The 15,543-nt window shown below is 45.3% G+C and carries 10 protein-coding genes; 7 read left to right on the forward strand and 3 right to left on the reverse strand.

All coding sequences use genetic code 11. The annotated features are described in order from the left end of the window. The first annotated feature begins 18 nt into the window (after positions 1-18). The 7 genes from ACUZ9P_RS01925 (at position 19) to ACUZ9P_RS01955 (ending at position 12,133) form a co-directional block, all read left to right on the forward strand. Entirely contained in the window at positions 19-1,350 is a 1,332-nt protein-coding gene (locus ACUZ9P_RS01925; RefSeq protein WP_449248417.1) for a hypothetical protein, read from the forward strand. A 12-nt stretch (positions 1,351-1,362) separates the two neighbouring features. Then, the gene (locus ACUZ9P_RS01930; RefSeq protein ID WP_449248418.1) at positions 1,363-2,823 is read left to right on the forward strand and encodes an Hsp70 family protein; all 1,461 of its coding nucleotides are present in this window, start codon (positions 1,363-1,365) and stop codon (positions 2,821-2,823) included. Further along, complete coding sequence (locus tag ACUZ9P_RS01935; protein WP_449248419.1) at positions 2,820-3,161, forward strand: hypothetical protein; 342 nt, start codon at positions 2,820-2,822, stop codon at positions 3,159-3,161. The genes ACUZ9P_RS01930 and ACUZ9P_RS01935 overlap by 4 nt, the downstream gene beginning before the upstream one ends. 96 nt (positions 3,162-3,257) lie before the next feature. Next, entirely contained in the window at positions 3,258-5,429 is a 2,172-nt protein-coding gene (locus tag ACUZ9P_RS01940) for a UvrD-helicase domain-containing protein (RefSeq protein WP_449248420.1), read from the forward strand. After that, positions 5,429-8,596, forward strand: a complete 3,168-nt coding sequence (locus ACUZ9P_RS01945) for a helicase-related protein (protein ID WP_449248421.1) — start codon at positions 5,429-5,431, stop codon at positions 8,594-8,596. Before ACUZ9P_RS01940 ends, ACUZ9P_RS01945 begins: the two co-directional genes overlap by 1 nt. Before the next feature lie 29 nt (positions 8,597-8,625). Beyond that, on the forward strand, positions 8,626-10,467 hold the full coding sequence (gene drmB, locus ACUZ9P_RS01950; protein ID WP_449248422.1) for a DrmB family protein: 1,842 nt from the start codon (positions 8,626-8,628) through the stop codon (positions 10,465-10,467). After that, on the forward strand, positions 10,460-12,133 hold the full coding sequence (locus ACUZ9P_RS01955; RefSeq protein WP_449248423.1) for an NERD domain-containing protein: 1,674 nt from the start codon (positions 10,460-10,462) through the stop codon (positions 12,131-12,133). Before drmB ends, ACUZ9P_RS01955 begins: the two co-directional genes overlap by 8 nt. Positions 12,134-12,149: 16 nt before the next feature. On the opposite strand, the gene ACUZ9P_RS01960 is transcribed toward ACUZ9P_RS01955, so the two are convergent. The 3 genes from ACUZ9P_RS01960 to ACUZ9P_RS01970 form a co-directional block, all read right to left on the reverse strand. Beyond that, positions 12,150-12,356 (reverse strand): hypothetical protein, encoded by a 207-nt coding sequence (locus tag ACUZ9P_RS01960; RefSeq protein WP_449248424.1) that lies wholly within the window; start codon positions 12,354-12,356, stop codon positions 12,150-12,152. Between the two features lie 511 nt (positions 12,357-12,867). Further along, on the reverse strand, positions 12,868-13,446 hold the full coding sequence (locus ACUZ9P_RS01965; protein ID WP_449248425.1) for a YagK/YfjJ domain-containing protein: 579 nt from the start codon (positions 13,444-13,446) through the stop codon (positions 12,868-12,870). Between the two features lie 364 nt (positions 13,447-13,810). Continuing rightward, entirely contained in the window at positions 13,811-15,481 is a 1,671-nt protein-coding gene (locus ACUZ9P_RS01970; protein ID WP_449248426.1) for a DUF3987 domain-containing protein, read from the reverse strand. Between the last annotated feature and the right edge of the window lie 62 nt (positions 15,482-15,543).

Here is a 15,543-nt window from a genome sequence, read left to right on the forward strand (position 1 = left end):
ATTATTGAGGTAATACAAGTGGGTTATAACTCGGTCGATATAAAATGGTTGGCAACCGAGCTTGAAGGAATATCTTGCGAGAGGCTTGGTGATGAAAAACTGGCCGAGTTGATCGCGGCATTCAGAGGGATTGTCGGGGGTCCAGAAAAGCCCTCTCTTAGCGGTCTAGAAAGCTTGCCCCGATGGTTTTTGGTCAAAACGATTGAACGCGTATGGCCAGACATAAGACGCAAGGATCTATTTATTTTCCAACTCCATTCTCAGTTTGAAAAAAATAATTATCGTGATTTCAAAATTCAAATTGCAGCTACGGTTTCCATCGTAGACCCATCTTCAGGACTGCTGATATTAGAACGCATGGATGATAAAAAGCTACGAAAAAAGGGCATATTGCCAAAATGCTATATAGATTCCATCCTTAAATACTTTGCCGGAGAAGATTCTCGGCCAATTACTGCAATATTTCGATATCGATTTCCCAACAGTCGCGTGTTAAAAATTGTAGCCTTACAACTTTTTGAAGTCTTTTTTGTTGGAAAAGCGACTTTCCCTTTGGCCAGCAAATGCACTTTGCAGAGCCAGCTACTACACTGGCTTATTATTCATAACCAGTATCTGGCATGCGTTGACGCATTTCCAAATGCTATCAGCAATGAAATCTTAATGTGGCCAATGTCTATGGTGGCTGAATATGAAGCAATTCGTACTGCAGCCGATACCGCAAGGGTACCATTTGGCACTCTCAGAGATTTATTCCCAAAATCTATTCCAATAGAAGAAGAAATAAATCCAGATAAACAAATTTTATTTCAAAAAGTTATCGACACAGAACTTCTTGGAGAGATTGGAAAAAGACTTTCTGCGTACAAATGTCAGATTGAATTAAACACAACCAAGATTAATGAACAATCTCAAAATATATCAAAATTACAAGCACAAAAAGACAGCTTTTATCAAAAGCTGTCTTCCTTGGAAAATGAAAATAAAAAATTGATTGCGCAGAGAAAATCAATAGAGCTATATACACAGGAATTAAGTATCTTTGAAGAAAAGATTGCCAAACTCATAGAACAACTTGAAGCAAAAGATAGGACTATTGCTGCCCTTGACAGAACAATTTGCGCTGCAAAAAGCGATTGTACTGCCCAAATTGACAAAATGGCAAAGCGAATAGCCATTGAATCCGAGCATTCGAAGAGAGAACTTACTGAAAAAGTTCATGATTTACTTTTTCAGGAATTCAATGACATGAATCAACTTGGTGATAGCGAGGGGCACAAGGTTGCAAAAATAATGCTTGGGCATGTTTTTAGCAAACTTGGTAGGTTGGGAATCACATTCAACGACTAACGGAAGTATTTCATGCCGTTTGGAATCGATTTCGGCACTACAAATAGTGCCACGGTGGAGTGGCTTAATGGCGTTCCTGTACAGCATAGTGTGCGTGCCGGACTGCCATTTCCCTCGCTGGTTGCAATCGACAAAATTACAGGCCACGTCATTGCTCGCGGTCTGGAGGTAAAAGAGAACAGGAATTACCTCAACGAGGAGTGCGAAATTGTAACATCCTCAAAAACACACCTAGGAACTGACTTTTGCCAAAAAATTGGAAACCGGCTTTGGACTGCCAAGGATATTGCTAAGGAAATTTTTATCGGGCTAGGCGAGACCGTTACGGGCAAGCAGTCCAGCTTAGATGAAGCTGTAGTGGCAATTCCTGTAGGCTTTTCCCCCATAAAACGGAAAGAACTCCGCGAAGCAGCCCTAGAGGCTAAGTTTAAAATTAAGAGCTTTATCTCCGAACCAACGGCTGCACTTTTTAGAAACATCGACAAGGTAGAACCTTGGCAGAAAGTTGCTGTGTTTGACTGGGGGGGGGGGACTTTAGATATATCTCTTCTCCAACTCGATCGTGGAGAGTATGTCACCGAAATTGCAGCACTGGGTATTCCTCTCGGGGGAGATGACCTCGATAAAAAAATAGCTCAATATGTATACAAGGAATTTCAAAAGCAAACGGGGAATTCCATTCCGGTTCACGATCTGGAGTCTAAAATACAAGACAGACTTCTAGTCGCTTGCGAGGCGGCCAAGTGTCAACTTGCAAATACAGACGATTATACCATTTTTATACCTAATTTTTTGAATGGGGTCGACCTAGCTGTGCCATTGGACCGGCTTCAACTCACAGGCCTTATTGATGCAGAATACAGAATGAGTCTTGATGCATTGCAAAAGGTGGTGTCGGATGCCGGATTCAGCTACAAGGATATTGGCTGTATATTGATGGTTGGGGGTTCAAGCAAGCTTGTTGACCTCTATCATCGCATTCAACACCAAGCAGAGGATTGCCTAGTTATTCCCCCCGATGAAGAAGCTGACTGGCAGGTTGCTCATGGCGCAGCCATGCTGTCATCCACACCTGGTACATATATTGTCGCCGGGAATCTTGGCGTTGAGCTTTCGGACGGGAGTGCTTTTCCTCTTGCAACTCATGGACAATCACACTCCATCTGCGCCGGACACCTTAATTTCGGCATCGTTGAAGATATAGAAACGGCCGTTTTTAATTTTATAAGATGGAGCAGTGACAGTCATGATCCGACATTGGCACGAATTCGTGAGCGTATTGGAACTGTTCTTGTCCCTTGCAATGGATTTGTCAACGAATCTATTCGCATGAAATATGAAATTGATATCAATATGACAATGGCTATATCTATAGATAGTATTTCAAATGGAAACCATAAATATACTTTATGGAATTACAATAATCTCCTATTCACTTACGCTTTACCTGCAAAAGGGAGATATCACACATGACAGATGTGCTTCATTCCAACATATGTATCAAAAGCAACATCCAGATAGTTGCAACGGAACGACCTTTTAAAGATCGAGAATATCTTTCAAAAGTTTTTGAAAAACAGGCACTAGAAAAATTTCCATCCAATATTATGCTGACCCCCCTTCAGGAAAAAATGAAGATGCTAGGAACGCCTTGTACCTATTCTGATGGCAAAGTTGTAATTCCAGGTGTACTTTTAATAAATGGTAAATATTACTCTGTGATTCGCTGTCCAAAACTTTTAACGTGCAAGTATTCAGGCCCCAAACACGGAAATTGTAACAAATCACTCGAAATTATCTACCGTAAGTGATGATTCGGTTATTTCCTAATGAAACGGGTCCAATTCATTGGATACCCGTACACTGGGTACACCCACATTTGACCCGTCATTTGGCGGTTCGCACTTTTGACCGAATGGCTAAAAATACGCATGCGAATTGAGATATGGGACAAAGAACATATTGTCTTTGAAGGAGACCTGCCAGAATTTGAACTGTGTGGTGACCTATACATTACATGGCAAGGGGAGCCAATGCGTGTGCAAAATGGCAGGGAAGTCTGGATATCTGGAGACCAGCCTTCCAAAAGACGTAGGCACACGCAACCATCAGACACCTCATCCAAAGATGATAAGAGCGAAGTCGTTCCAGACTTGAAGGTGGAAAAAGACCTTTTTTTTGAAAGCTTGCAAGAATGGAATCCCGTCACTACGGTGAAAGAGAGTACCCCACCGCTCACACCCTCTTGGGATCAAAGCCAGAGCAAAGTAATTCGTACATCTAGATCGGCAAGAATGCTTGTTGGAGCAGGGCCGGGGACAGGAAAAACGGCTGTTGCCTGTGCCCGAGTTGCTTTTCTCATAACTGAGCAAGACTGCAATCCCAATGGCATCTTTTTGGTCAGCTTCACTAGGACTGCTGTTGCGGAAATTCGTGCACGAATTGCGAGTCATCTTGATGATCCGTTTTTATCTAATTCTGTCAGAGTACTTACCCTGGACTCGTTTGCCTGGAGCATCAACTCGGGATTTAATGAAGCGGCAACTATTTCTGCCGGGTATGATGGGAATATTACTACCGCGACCTCAATGCTATTGAAGCACCCTCTGGTTCATGAATATATCCAGACGGTAGAACATCTTGTTGTTGACGAGGCGCAAGACATCCTTGGCGCAAGGGCTTCTCTCGTCATGGCTCTGGTTGGCCTCCTCCCTGAAGCAGCAGGTGTTACCATTTTTTCTGACGATGCTCAGGCCATATACGGGTTTAGTGCAAAAAATGGAGAACAATCTCGCCATGATACTCAAATAGAGATCCTCCCCCAATTATTGCGCAAAAGCAAAAATACTTTTGTTGAGAAGAATCTAGATACCATACATCGCACGACTTCAAGTGGTCTTGTCACAATATTCTCTGAAGTGCGAAACACCGTCTTGAACAACACAGAACATTCTTTGGTCCATTATTCAAATGTATGCGAACTAATTAAAAAAAACTCCCATACCAATGATGGTGAAATGTTTGATCCTATGCACTTTGCCGGTGAGGATAACAGCTTTGCCCTCTTCCGGTGGAAGCGGGAAGTACTTAAGGCTGTAGATGCACTTGGAGGCAAACCACACCGCATACGGATGGGTGGGATAGCAAATGGCGTTGAATCATGGATAGGCGCAGTTCTTGGAGGCTTGGATCTCGAAAGACTAACCAAGCCAGAGTTTGTATCCCTTTGTGAAAAAAGGAAAATTGGCTTTCACTTTGCCAATTTGAACATCGACGAGGCCTGGGGAAATTTAATTAGTGTCGCTGGGGCAAGGCAGCGAATTGAACTGAAAGTTTTGCGTCAAAACATTGCATCCCAAAATCTTCCCCAGCATATGCTGAGGCATGAGCTTGGAATAGCTGGGCCCATAGTTGGAACTATTCACGCAGCAAAGGGGCGCGAAGCAGACACTGTATATCTCTACTTCCCCAGAATTTCGAAGAGACATGGTACGAATATAGATTTTGATGAAGAAACGAGGGTAATGTTTGTAGGTGCGACAAGACCCAAAAAGTGGCTCCATGCCAAGGTAAGTTTTGAAGATGTGGGTGGAGGCCAAAAGGAACGGACAAGCCGTATTTGGGAGTACATCCCCCAAAAATGGCACAGCAGAAGGGTTATGTTTGGCCAGCGATGCGACATTTCCCCTGTTGAACTGGTTGGCAAGAACATTTTTGAAAATCCTGAGGAAGCTCACACGGCCCAAGAAATGTTATTGCGAATTGCTGCAAAAATTGAAAAAGCCCATAGCCCAGTATCTGTTTTTGCGCTCTTTAATGGCAGACGGTATGAGTTAAAAACGGAAGACGGGCATACCATTTGTTTCTTGTCTGACGCCGTCCATACAGACCTGCGCGATATTTTAAAGAGAGTGCCCCAAAAAATCGAAAGACTGTGGCTTATGGATGTAGGTACTGTGGCAATAGAAAATAGAACACTCAGTACCAACGAACTTCACGCGCCATGGCAAAAAGGGGGCATCATGCTGTGCCCCCGAATAATTGGGTACCCAGAACTGATGGCCAAGGGGAGCAAATAATGGATTTTCGCTCAGAAATCATGATCCGGTTGGCAGAAGATCTTATTGGTCCCTATGCAGCGGACGAGTTGCTTAAACCTCGCTCAGCCAGTGGTGGCATGCTCCTCCAAAGCCGCCCTAGTGATCTTTATCTTGCCGGTATGTTGTGGCCACAGCGAACACAAATGGCTCCGGAAGAGGATGAACGCTTGGGCATTGAAGGGGAAGACGATGATGGTAACACATCCCAGTCTCCAGAAGCAGAGCAAGCCCCTTTTGCCAGCATGATGCGTCCAAGCTCTGCGGGGTTATCCTTTGCCACGAGGTTTGAGGGCAACGTTCCATTGCTTGATCTTACTATTTCGTTCGGCATGTATTCTCCAGAAACATTTTTGGCGGAAACCAATGACTCTGTTGCCTGGCGCAGGAAGCAGCACACACTGAGCATGCAAAATATCGCCATTAAGGAGCAGGCAGCGAAGATACGTCTGAATGATACCAACATCCCCAAAGACGTATATCTGTATGCAAGGAAAGTAGCGACCCCCCAAGGTGCGATCGTAAGTATCGTGTTGGTCAACGGCATCCAACTTGATGCGCAGGCTGGACGTGAAGACATTGAGAAACATACCCTGTTTCAAGTGGAAATAGTTGTTCGCCCTAGCGATGGCACACAGCTTGTTGCTAGGCCTTCAAGGCGTCCCGATATTGATGATGATGACAAATCAATGAGTTTACTTTACCGCTCAAAACTAGAATTTGCGACCGGCCATACATGTTCCGCCAGATGGGAGGTTTCTGGCGGCAATCCTGACATCGCCGAGCTGGTTGCCACCTCATGGATTCCGCAAAGCAAAATTTTGGACACAGATTCGGCAGGTCATGAAGTTTTCCAAAAACTTCTTCATAACGAGTCAAAGAATTCCGTATTGTCGGCATCGTGGCTTTCACATGCTTCGGATAAAGAACTAGGAAATGCTCTGAGTTTGTTGTCCGGTGCATACGGAGAATGGCTGGACATGCAGGAACGGAGATTGGCAACGCCAGAACTGGCCAAGCATTTAACTGCAGCACAGGGGAATATCACCGCTTGCAGAAGAGTCCAGGCGCGGATGCTGGCCGGTGCAAAAAAAATCGAACGAGCACCCAGTTTTGCATTGGCTTTCAGGCTAGCCAACCAAGCCATGTTGCAACAGTACCGGTGGAAAAAATCAGATCCCAAGGCCGAGATGAACTGGCGGCCATTTCAGCTAGGATTTATTCTCCTTTCCACCACATCCACGTTACTTGATCCTGTTCCTGAAGATTCGGCCATTAAGCAACGAGAGATCATGGACCTTCTCTGGTTCCCGACGGGCGGGGGCAAAACGGAAGCATATCTTGGCCTTGTCGCCATGCTTATGTTCCACCGCCGTTTAAAGTTTGGCCCTTCTCCAGACACTGGAGCCGGAGTGGCTGCAATAATGCGCTATACGCTCCGCCTCCTTACAACCCAACAATTCATGCGGGCAAGCGCGCTAGTTTTTGCCTGCGAGCTCATACGGAAAGATGATGAGGCTCGCCTTGGAACGGTTCCATTTTCTATAGGTCTGTGGGTCGGTAAGGGAGCAACCCCCAACACGATCATTGATGCCGAGCACGCGCTTGGCGGAGACAAAAGTCTGGCCTCGCCAGCCCAGTTGACTCAATGTCCTTTATGCAAAAACAGTCTGACATGGCAACTTGCCGGCAATCCAAGGGAAGTTCATGCAAGATGCACTCATAAAGGATGTAAGCTGGCAACGCTTGCGCACTTGCCCATATGGACTGTAGATGAAGACATATATAGGCATTGCCCCAGTCTGCTTATAGGGACAGTTGATAAATTTGCACAACTTGTCCGCAAAGAAGCAACCAACTCGCTTTTTGGAGTGGACAAAAACAGGCCTCCCGACTTGATTGTGCAGGATGAACTTCATTTGATCAGCGGCCCACTCGGTTCCTTGACAGGCCTATATGAAGCCCTGATAGACAGGCTTTTCTCAAACAATGAAATCAGACCCAAAATTGTCGGTTCGACCGCCACAATTAGAAAAGCCAGCGAGCAAGTTCTCGCTCTTTACAATCGAGCCACTGAGCAATTTCCTCCTGCCTGCCTTGACGCTGAAGATTCGGGATTTGCAGTTGCGAAACAGGGTTCTTCCGGACGCATATACTTGGGCGTAACTACTGCCGGGCGGTCGGCAAAATTTGCACTTCAAGCTGTCTCAGCTTCACTACTACAATCGGTTTACGCCCTTTCGCAAAACAGCCAATCAGGTACTGCTACTCTCCTGGATAATTGGTGGACCCTTGTTGCCTACTTCAACTCATTACGAGAGCTTGGCGGAGCTCTTGTCTTGATGCAAGACGACGTCCATGACGCCATAACGACTATTGCCCATAGCAGGAAGGAAAAGCGTCGCGAACCATCAGAGGTACGTGAACTCACCTCTCGGCTTTCCCAAGATGAAGTACGTGATATGCTAGACGATCTTGAAATCAAAATGGACAAAGACGGAGCTTTGGATATTGTTCTCGCATCAAGTATGCTTAGCGTCGGTGTTGATATCTCTCGGCTCGGTCTCATGGTGGTCAACGGACAACCAAAGGGGATGTCAGAATATATACAGGCTACCAGCCGTGTTGGACGTGGCGACATTCCCGGTCTTATCGTATCCATCCTGAACAATGCCAAATCGCGAGACAGATCCCATTACGAAAATTTTAGCACATGGCACGAGTCACTATACCGCGATGTTGAGCCCGCAAGTGTGACGCCTTTCGCGCCACGCGCCCGGGACAAGGCCCTCCATGCAATTGTTGTGGGATTGATTCGACATATAGTTCCAAAGATGCTCACATCACCGAATATCAGCCTAGCCGACCAGCAACAAATCGACTTGCTAATGGATTTCCTTCGTGACAGAGCCCATGAGGTTGATCCAGAGGAAACGACTGTACGAGACGAAATTTATGATATTCTTGATTGGTGGCGTACCAGAGGGGCCAAGGATTATTGGAACTACAAGCTTCCGGGAAGCTCCCTTCTACAAGGAGCCGAAGATGCTGCTACCAAGTGTGCAGCTGGTCAAGCACTCGGTGATGCACGGCCTACCCCCAACAGCATGCGTACGGTCGAACCATCTGTTCCATTTAGATTAAAGTAGTCCACATCGACAAACACAGGACAGCGGACATGCCCAACAATGACCTTGGTGAGATACGACGCAGTGCCATCATTCTAACAGCTGCTCCAGGCGCAGTGGTGGACTTCAGAGCAGAAGGCTCCCCCATCTCGGCTGTTATTGCTGGCCTTGATGACTGGGATACCAGCTTTCCACCTGTTGGTTTGGGACATCAGCAGGTCGTTTATGAAGAACGCCTTCAAAAGAAGCTTGGCGTTTGCGGATTCAGGCTCCCGCCAGTGTTGCCTCCCAAAAGGCTCATAGGACCAAACAATACTTCACCGGCCTTGTTGGCCGCACGATTTCCCAATTGGCTTCAATGTCCTCAATGCAACAGGCTCGCTCCTGCCGCAAAATGGGGAAATGAAGCCGGCCGTCCATGGCGAAGATGTCAGCACTGCTCGACTAAGGGACATACAATATTCGCAATTCCGGTGCGTTTTGTCATGGCCTGTGAAAAGGGGCACCTAGATGAATTTCCTTGGCACTTATGGGTAGGACACAAAGACAAAGAATGTAATGGTGAATATGGTTTTTTAAAACTCACTGCTGAGGGACCAGGCTTGGCCGGCCTTGTATTGAGCTGCCCCAAATGCGGAGCAAGCAAAACGCTTGATGGGATTTTCAGTGCAAAAAACTGGAAAAACCGAAACTTTCGATGCTCGAAAAAGCGTCCTTGGTTGGGTGATGTTGATCCTCAACCATGCACACATGTTCCCAGAGCGATGCAACGCGGGGCATCAAATATGTTTTATCCTTGTGTAGAAACGGCACTCAGCATACCGCCTTGGTCCGACAATTTGCCAGAAAACCTCGGTGTGTTCTGGGGATCATTGGTGGCGATCCCCGACTTGAAAGATAAAACAAAGATGATCGAAATTTTGGCCCCGAAAGGTTTGGGGGATATTCTGCGATATCTGGGACTAACACCTGAAGAACTGGCCAGACAGATTGAAAGACGCGAGCAACAGTTGGTGAACGCCGACTGCAATAACTTGAGAGACGCTGAATACTATCAATTCACGTCTTCTACCGATGCTAAATCTGACGAAGATCAGAACTTTGAAATGCGCGAGGAAAAAGTACCTCCAAGCCTTTCAAACTATTTTTCACATATTGTGCGTCTCGTCAGATTACGAGAAGTCCGCGCTTTGAAAGGGTTCACCAGGATTTATCCACCAGGAATGGATGGTGCCAACATTGCTCCTATTTCAAAGGAGCCCAAGCAATGGTTGCCAGCCGTTGAAGTAAAAGGTGAGGGAATATTTATATCGTTCAACCTAGAAACTCTTCATAAATGGGAAACTCGGGTTGAGATCATGCAACGTGCCGGAGAAATTCAAAAAGAATACACCCGTCAGTGGAAAGAGAAGAACGGGACAGACACTCCTGTTGACAGAGTTGTTACTCCTCGTTTTTTGCTTGTCCATACTTTCGCACACGCCCTCATGCGCCAACTGACTTTGGAATGTGGGTATTCAAGCACGGCTTTGCGTGAGCGCCTTTATGTGGACGATACCGATATGGCCGGACTGATTATTTATACCGCTACATCCGATGCAGATGGAACGCTTGGAGGTCTGCAACGGCAAGGAAAAGAGACAAAAATTGGAAGCACGGTACCAAAGGCGATACAATCGATCGAATGGTGCTCTTCTGATCCACTGTGTATTTCTGGGCTGATGTGTGGAAATGAAAGCTTGTGCGCCGCCGCCTGCCATTCTTGTGTGTTGGCACCAGAAACTTCTTGTGAAGAGTTCAATCATTTCCTTGATCGGGGAATGGTGACTGGCTGGGCAGAGTCTCCATACGGAGGGTACTTTTCGGCACTAAAGGTGGCAAGCAATGGCTAAAATGTGGCCTCGTCGACTTCCGGCCGACATTCAGCGCAGTCCCCTCAGAAGCACCGAATGCCGTGTTTTCCACAAGCTTGATGCAGAATTGGGGTCTGACTACGTTGTGTTCTATTCGCGCCCATGGCATGGCCTGACTAGGTTAGGAGAAGAAATTGACGGCGAATGTGATTTTCTTGTGGCTCACCCTCAACATGGCATCTTGTGCCTTGAGGTAAAGGGGGGGCGAATCCGGTACACCCCCGAAATTGATCAATGGACATCCCTCGATCGTCATGACATTACTCACATAATCAAAAATCCAATAGCCCAAGCCAGCAAATCCAAGTATCATTTATTGCAAAAGTTTATAAATTCTGCGGGCTGGCCAAAATGGAAAATTCACATCACTCACGGAGTCATATTTCCAGATTGTGAAGTTCCTGCGATCGGTTTGGGAGCGGATGGACCCAGAGAGATATTCTGTGACAGAAACCAGTTTGTCAGCAGTTTGGGGACATGGGTCAAGCAGAGGCTGAGATCGGGCAGTGCGAATATCAGGGAGTTGGGCAAAAACGGTCTACAGGCGCTAGAAGATGTGCTTGCGAAGCCGGTCAACCTTCATCGCCCTTTGGCCTATGACATTGAAGACAATGACGAGGCTTTCTTTACCCTGACGCAGGGCCAGTTCATCATTCTTAATACAATTCAAAATATTAAACGGGCGGCCATATCCGGCGGTGCTGGAACAGGCAAAACAGTTCTTGCCGTAGAAGAAGCCATCAGGTGTGCTCAAAACGAGCTCACGACTCTATTGATATGCTTCAATATCCCATTAGCTCAAAAAATCCGGCATGACCTGCAAGATTGCCGTGACGTGCAAGTATACACTTTTCATGCATTATGCGGTCATATGGCAAAAAAGGCAGGATTGCAGATCGACACGGAAGATTCTGCCAAGCTATATGAAGATGTTCTGCCTGAGGCTCTACTTAACGCCGCCGAACTAGTGCCACAGGCAAGATATGATGCTATAATTGTGGATGAAGGCCAGGATTTCAAAGCCCATTGGTGGCCAGCCATTGATTCGCTGCTAAGAGAGCGGCATTCTAAGCTGCGAATATTTTGGGATTGTAACCAAGCTGTTTATGGCAGCCCCTCACTTCCTGAACACACCGAATCCATTGATATTCCCTTGGATAAAAACCTTCGCAATTCTCGGCAAATATTTGCCACAATTAATCGTTTTTACAAAGGCCCCATAATATCGGCTGCTGGCCCGGATGGCCCTCCAGTTGAGTGGCGGATCACACAAAATCAGGGCTCTGCAATTATGGTAGTTGCGGACATTATTCGCAGAATGTTTAATAATGAGGGAGTCAACCCCTCACAGTTGGCTGTAGCGGTTGATGTACAGGCAAATGAACTCATAAGCGAACTTTCGAAACAAATTCCGAAGCGAAAGTTTAATCTGTGCAATGGTTCTCCTTGTGACAACTCCGTTACTGTCGACACAGTCAAACGACTGAAAGGACTTGAATTTTCGGTACTCATCGTGGTTTGTACCGATTCGTTAATCCGCGACAACGCTTTGCAATATATTGCATTTTCCAGAGCAAGAACTAAACTTGTTATTGTTGGGCGCAAGGACCATCTGCTGGCTCTGGGGTGGAATGGGCAGGAGTAACCCAACTAAATTAGCGCTAAGAATTGGCCAAACTCCCCTCTTGCCCCTCACTACCATGAGTACGCCACTGCAACATAGCGATTTTCCATACGGTGTAAGGGATATTCTTTGCCCGGAATTCTTCCAGTTTGGGCTTGTGATTCTGCACCAACCCTTCCCGGCGCAATAACTCATGCAGGCGCGGAAAACCGAAACACCGCCGATCTTCTGCCAGTTCCAGCATCCGCGTTCGTAAAAGAAGATCACGGTCTTCAAATGATGACCGCCCAGCTGGACATCGGTTAAACTGAATCACTCGGCACGCCCACTTTGAGTAGCCATGCGCAGCCTGAATGTGATGACGGCTTCCCAATAGGCTGCGGGCTTCAAAAGTTTTTTGAAATCACGTCCTTCAGGATGACGATATCAAGTGCCTGCTCGCCTACAAGTCGTTTCAGTCGGGCTGACCTGACTCTCCCAAAAGTATGCCATTGTAAGTTAGTAATTTCCGATGGGGTGTAGAGTGTACCCTTGAGAAGGGTAAAATACCTCTTGCGAGCTCTCTCACCCCCCGAGAAATCGGGGCATCAACACGCGATATTTGAGATCGTAGGGCATGGCTAATTATAGTCATTAGAGATAGATAATTGACACTACTTCATCTTCCCAAGCTGTGCTTACGGGCAAAAAAATTCAAAGACATACGCTATTAAGCAAGATCCAAGGAAACACTGCAGCATGTGTAGTGTTTTTCGTCATTGCAATCTTGATATTCCGAAATCTCTTAGGCCGTCATTAGCCTGACCTTTGCTTAATGCTTTTGTGAGATATCTAAGCATAGTAAGTGATTTGATGTAGCCTTCCCTGAAGTTAACGTTGTCTCGCCTAATCATGTTTGAATTATCATAATTAACAAGCCCCTTAGCTTCATACCCTATTGTTGTTCCCCATAGTTCTTGCGCCTTAGAGGTAACCTTTGCTGGATGTTGAATGTGGTTCCCGTTTAGGATTATGGCAAAATGATAGTGATGATGTGGGCTAGAAGCTATCTCTCTGGCCCACATATACTTGGGATCATATCCTTTTCTCGAGAAGTGTTGAATCATTTTTGCTGCGAATTGTGAAATATGGGAAGGTTGCGGCTGTTCTTGGTAATCTTGAGGATATGTTATCGTAACCCGAACAAGGAAAGCCTTGTTGTGTTTTTTTAGATAGGAATCAATGAGAAGTATCGCGTTCTCACGCATTCTTTGCTTATACAGCTCACTTTCAGGAATAACTGTTATTTTAATTTTATTAAGGATATCTTCGTCTAAAATTTTGCTGGTTTTCATATCATACCTCTCTTTGTGTTTGCGGTAATGGATCGTGTTGTGGAGTTAGGATAAAAACTATTTTATGTATCAAAAGAAATGCTAAGTATATTTAACACTGCTTTATAACCTATTTGATTAAGACCGTATTTTTGGAATATCATTACGCACAAGCAATCATGTTAGCATTTCTACGCTATAATATGATTGAATGAATTAAGTGTGATTCTAGGCGAAGCCTATCTGCACATTTTCCGTTATATCAACATTGTTGATGCATATAAAAATTAAGAAAAAACACTATGCATAACACAAAGAGTCGTCTACAGGCCTGTTGTAGACGACTCTTTATAAATTCAGTTGAACTTTTGCCCGTTTTATAAAACTACATGAATGATGGATGCATCAAACACATCCGTGGTTTATTGGGCACAGAAAGTTGAGTTAAAATATTGTGCTGCTCCAAGAGATCCAAAGCAGGAAAAATTTTGTCATTTGTGCGAACTCCAGAATTTTGGCCAATATCCCTCGACGTAAAGCTCAAATGTCGATGCCTCCTCACCCATTCAAGGATTTTTTTTGCATCATCGACGGCCTGAAATCCTACTGGAGAAAGTGCATACCCTGCCTGAGGCAGCATTGCCCTGGCTATCTGAATTCCAGCTTGCATTGTTTGCTGTAAGAGATCGTAATTTTCAGGCTCATCAACTTGCCAAGCATGTATTATGCCAGCGATTCTGGCGGCAGTTCCTGCTAATTTATCAGCAAAAAACTTCAGACTATCATGGCAAGAATTGAGATAGCTGCTAGCTCGTAGCTCATTCTGAAAGTTTTCAATCTCTTGTCGTGCTAAGGGCTCTAGCTGAATTCTAAAAATTTCTCGGTTTGACTCTTGAGTATAATTTCTCTCCAGCATTGATGTCAGCTTGCGAGAATATACTGCCGCTGCCTCTACATTAAGATTTTCCGGAGTTGCACATGGTGCCCCGGCGGGCGGGACAAAATAGGGTAGAAACCTTGCAGACAACCCTGAAGACATTAGCCTAGGATTCTTATATAATTCTGCGGCCACGCCAGGTTGTAAAAACACGAGAATGTTTAAAAATGCGTCTGTAACGCTTATCACACCACCAGGAACCGTTCCATCAGAAAAATCTTCCATCCCGTAGCTTTTCAGGAAAATTTCGACGTTAAACTTCGAGTCCTTCATCTGTTTAATCAGGGTTGTCCCCTCTGGCTGTATAATTGCTTGCCCCCCTCCAGCCCCAGCCATTAAACGTATCAGCTTTTTTTCAGTGAATCCATCGGCTAAAAATGCCGGTGAGGCCACTTGGGTATTAGCCATGCCTGATATCTGAGCTAATTCTTTTGAAACTTTTAGTACCTCTTTGGAAAAGATATCAACGTCGATCACCGTATCTTCATCTTGGGACTTTTTAAGGGCATCTTTAAGTAGCTTCGATCTTAAAATGCGCTTTCCCTGCTCTATACTTTCGCTATGCTGCTCTAACGAATTTTTCTTGGACAAATACTCAGACATGAGTTTTCCTTGAAATTTCTCAAGAGGTGCATTCATTTGTTTATGTAATAGGCTTTTATTTTGTCCAGGACTTGCAATCATCAGCTGATACAGAATCACCGCCTCGAACCATTCTGGACGTATTAAGACACAATACCTTCCACGCATTGCAGAATTTATATAGCCAAGCATTGCAACTAATACGCATTTTTCACTCCATCCAGACACTAATGAAAAGTATTGTACAACATTTTTCAAACTTGATGGAATTGTTTCCCAGGCAATATCTTGTATATTTACAGGATACTGCTGCATTTGCATTATAGGCCGCTGCGCCAGAGCATTGTATTGGAGGTTTAATTGAGTTTGATCATAATTGTCTTTGACTACTGTTTGAAATTTTTTCATGACGTCATGATAACCGCAAATGGCATGCATATACGCGGTGCCCTGTGAAACTTGATCAAGGAATGGGCTAATCGCTAGAGCCTGATTCTGCGCCTGATAATTACATGGAATGGGGTATTGTTGTAACATTATGAAGTCCTCCTCCTGCTGCGGCAGGCCCGCAGCAGGATGTTTAAGTTCATTGGTGTGTA

The sequence above is a fragment of the Desulfovibrio intestinivivus genome (assembly GCF_053570665.1).

Excerpts from the sequence above, each read along its gene's own strand:
- ACUZ9P_RS01965 (WP_449248425.1), bottom strand. The coding sequence starts at position 13,446 with ATGAAAACCAGCAAAATTTTAGACGAAGATATCCTTAATAAAATTAAA.
- ACUZ9P_RS01935 (WP_449248419.1), top strand. The coding sequence starts at position 2,820 with ATGACAGATGTGCTTCATTCCAACATATGTATCAAAAGCAACATCCAG.
- ACUZ9P_RS01955 (WP_449248423.1), top strand. The coding sequence starts at position 10,460 with ATGGCTAAAATGTGGCCTCGTCGACTTCCGGCCGACATTCAGCGCAGT.
- ACUZ9P_RS01930 (WP_449248418.1), top strand. The coding sequence starts at position 1,363 with ATGCCGTTTGGAATCGATTTCGGCACTACAAATAGTGCCACGGTGGAG.
- ACUZ9P_RS01945 (WP_449248421.1), top strand. The coding sequence starts at position 5,429 with ATGGATTTTCGCTCAGAAATCATGATCCGGTTGGCAGAAGATCTTATT.
- ACUZ9P_RS01970 (WP_449248426.1), bottom strand. The coding sequence starts at position 15,481 with ATGTTACAACAATACCCCATTCCATGTAATTATCAGGCGCAGAATCAG.
- drmB (WP_449248422.1), top strand. The coding sequence starts at position 8,626 with ATGCCCAACAATGACCTTGGTGAGATACGACGCAGTGCCATCATTCTA.
- ACUZ9P_RS01960 (WP_449248424.1), bottom strand. The coding sequence starts at position 12,356 with ATGCTGGAACTGGCAGAAGATCGGCGGTGTTTCGGTTTTCCGCGCCTG.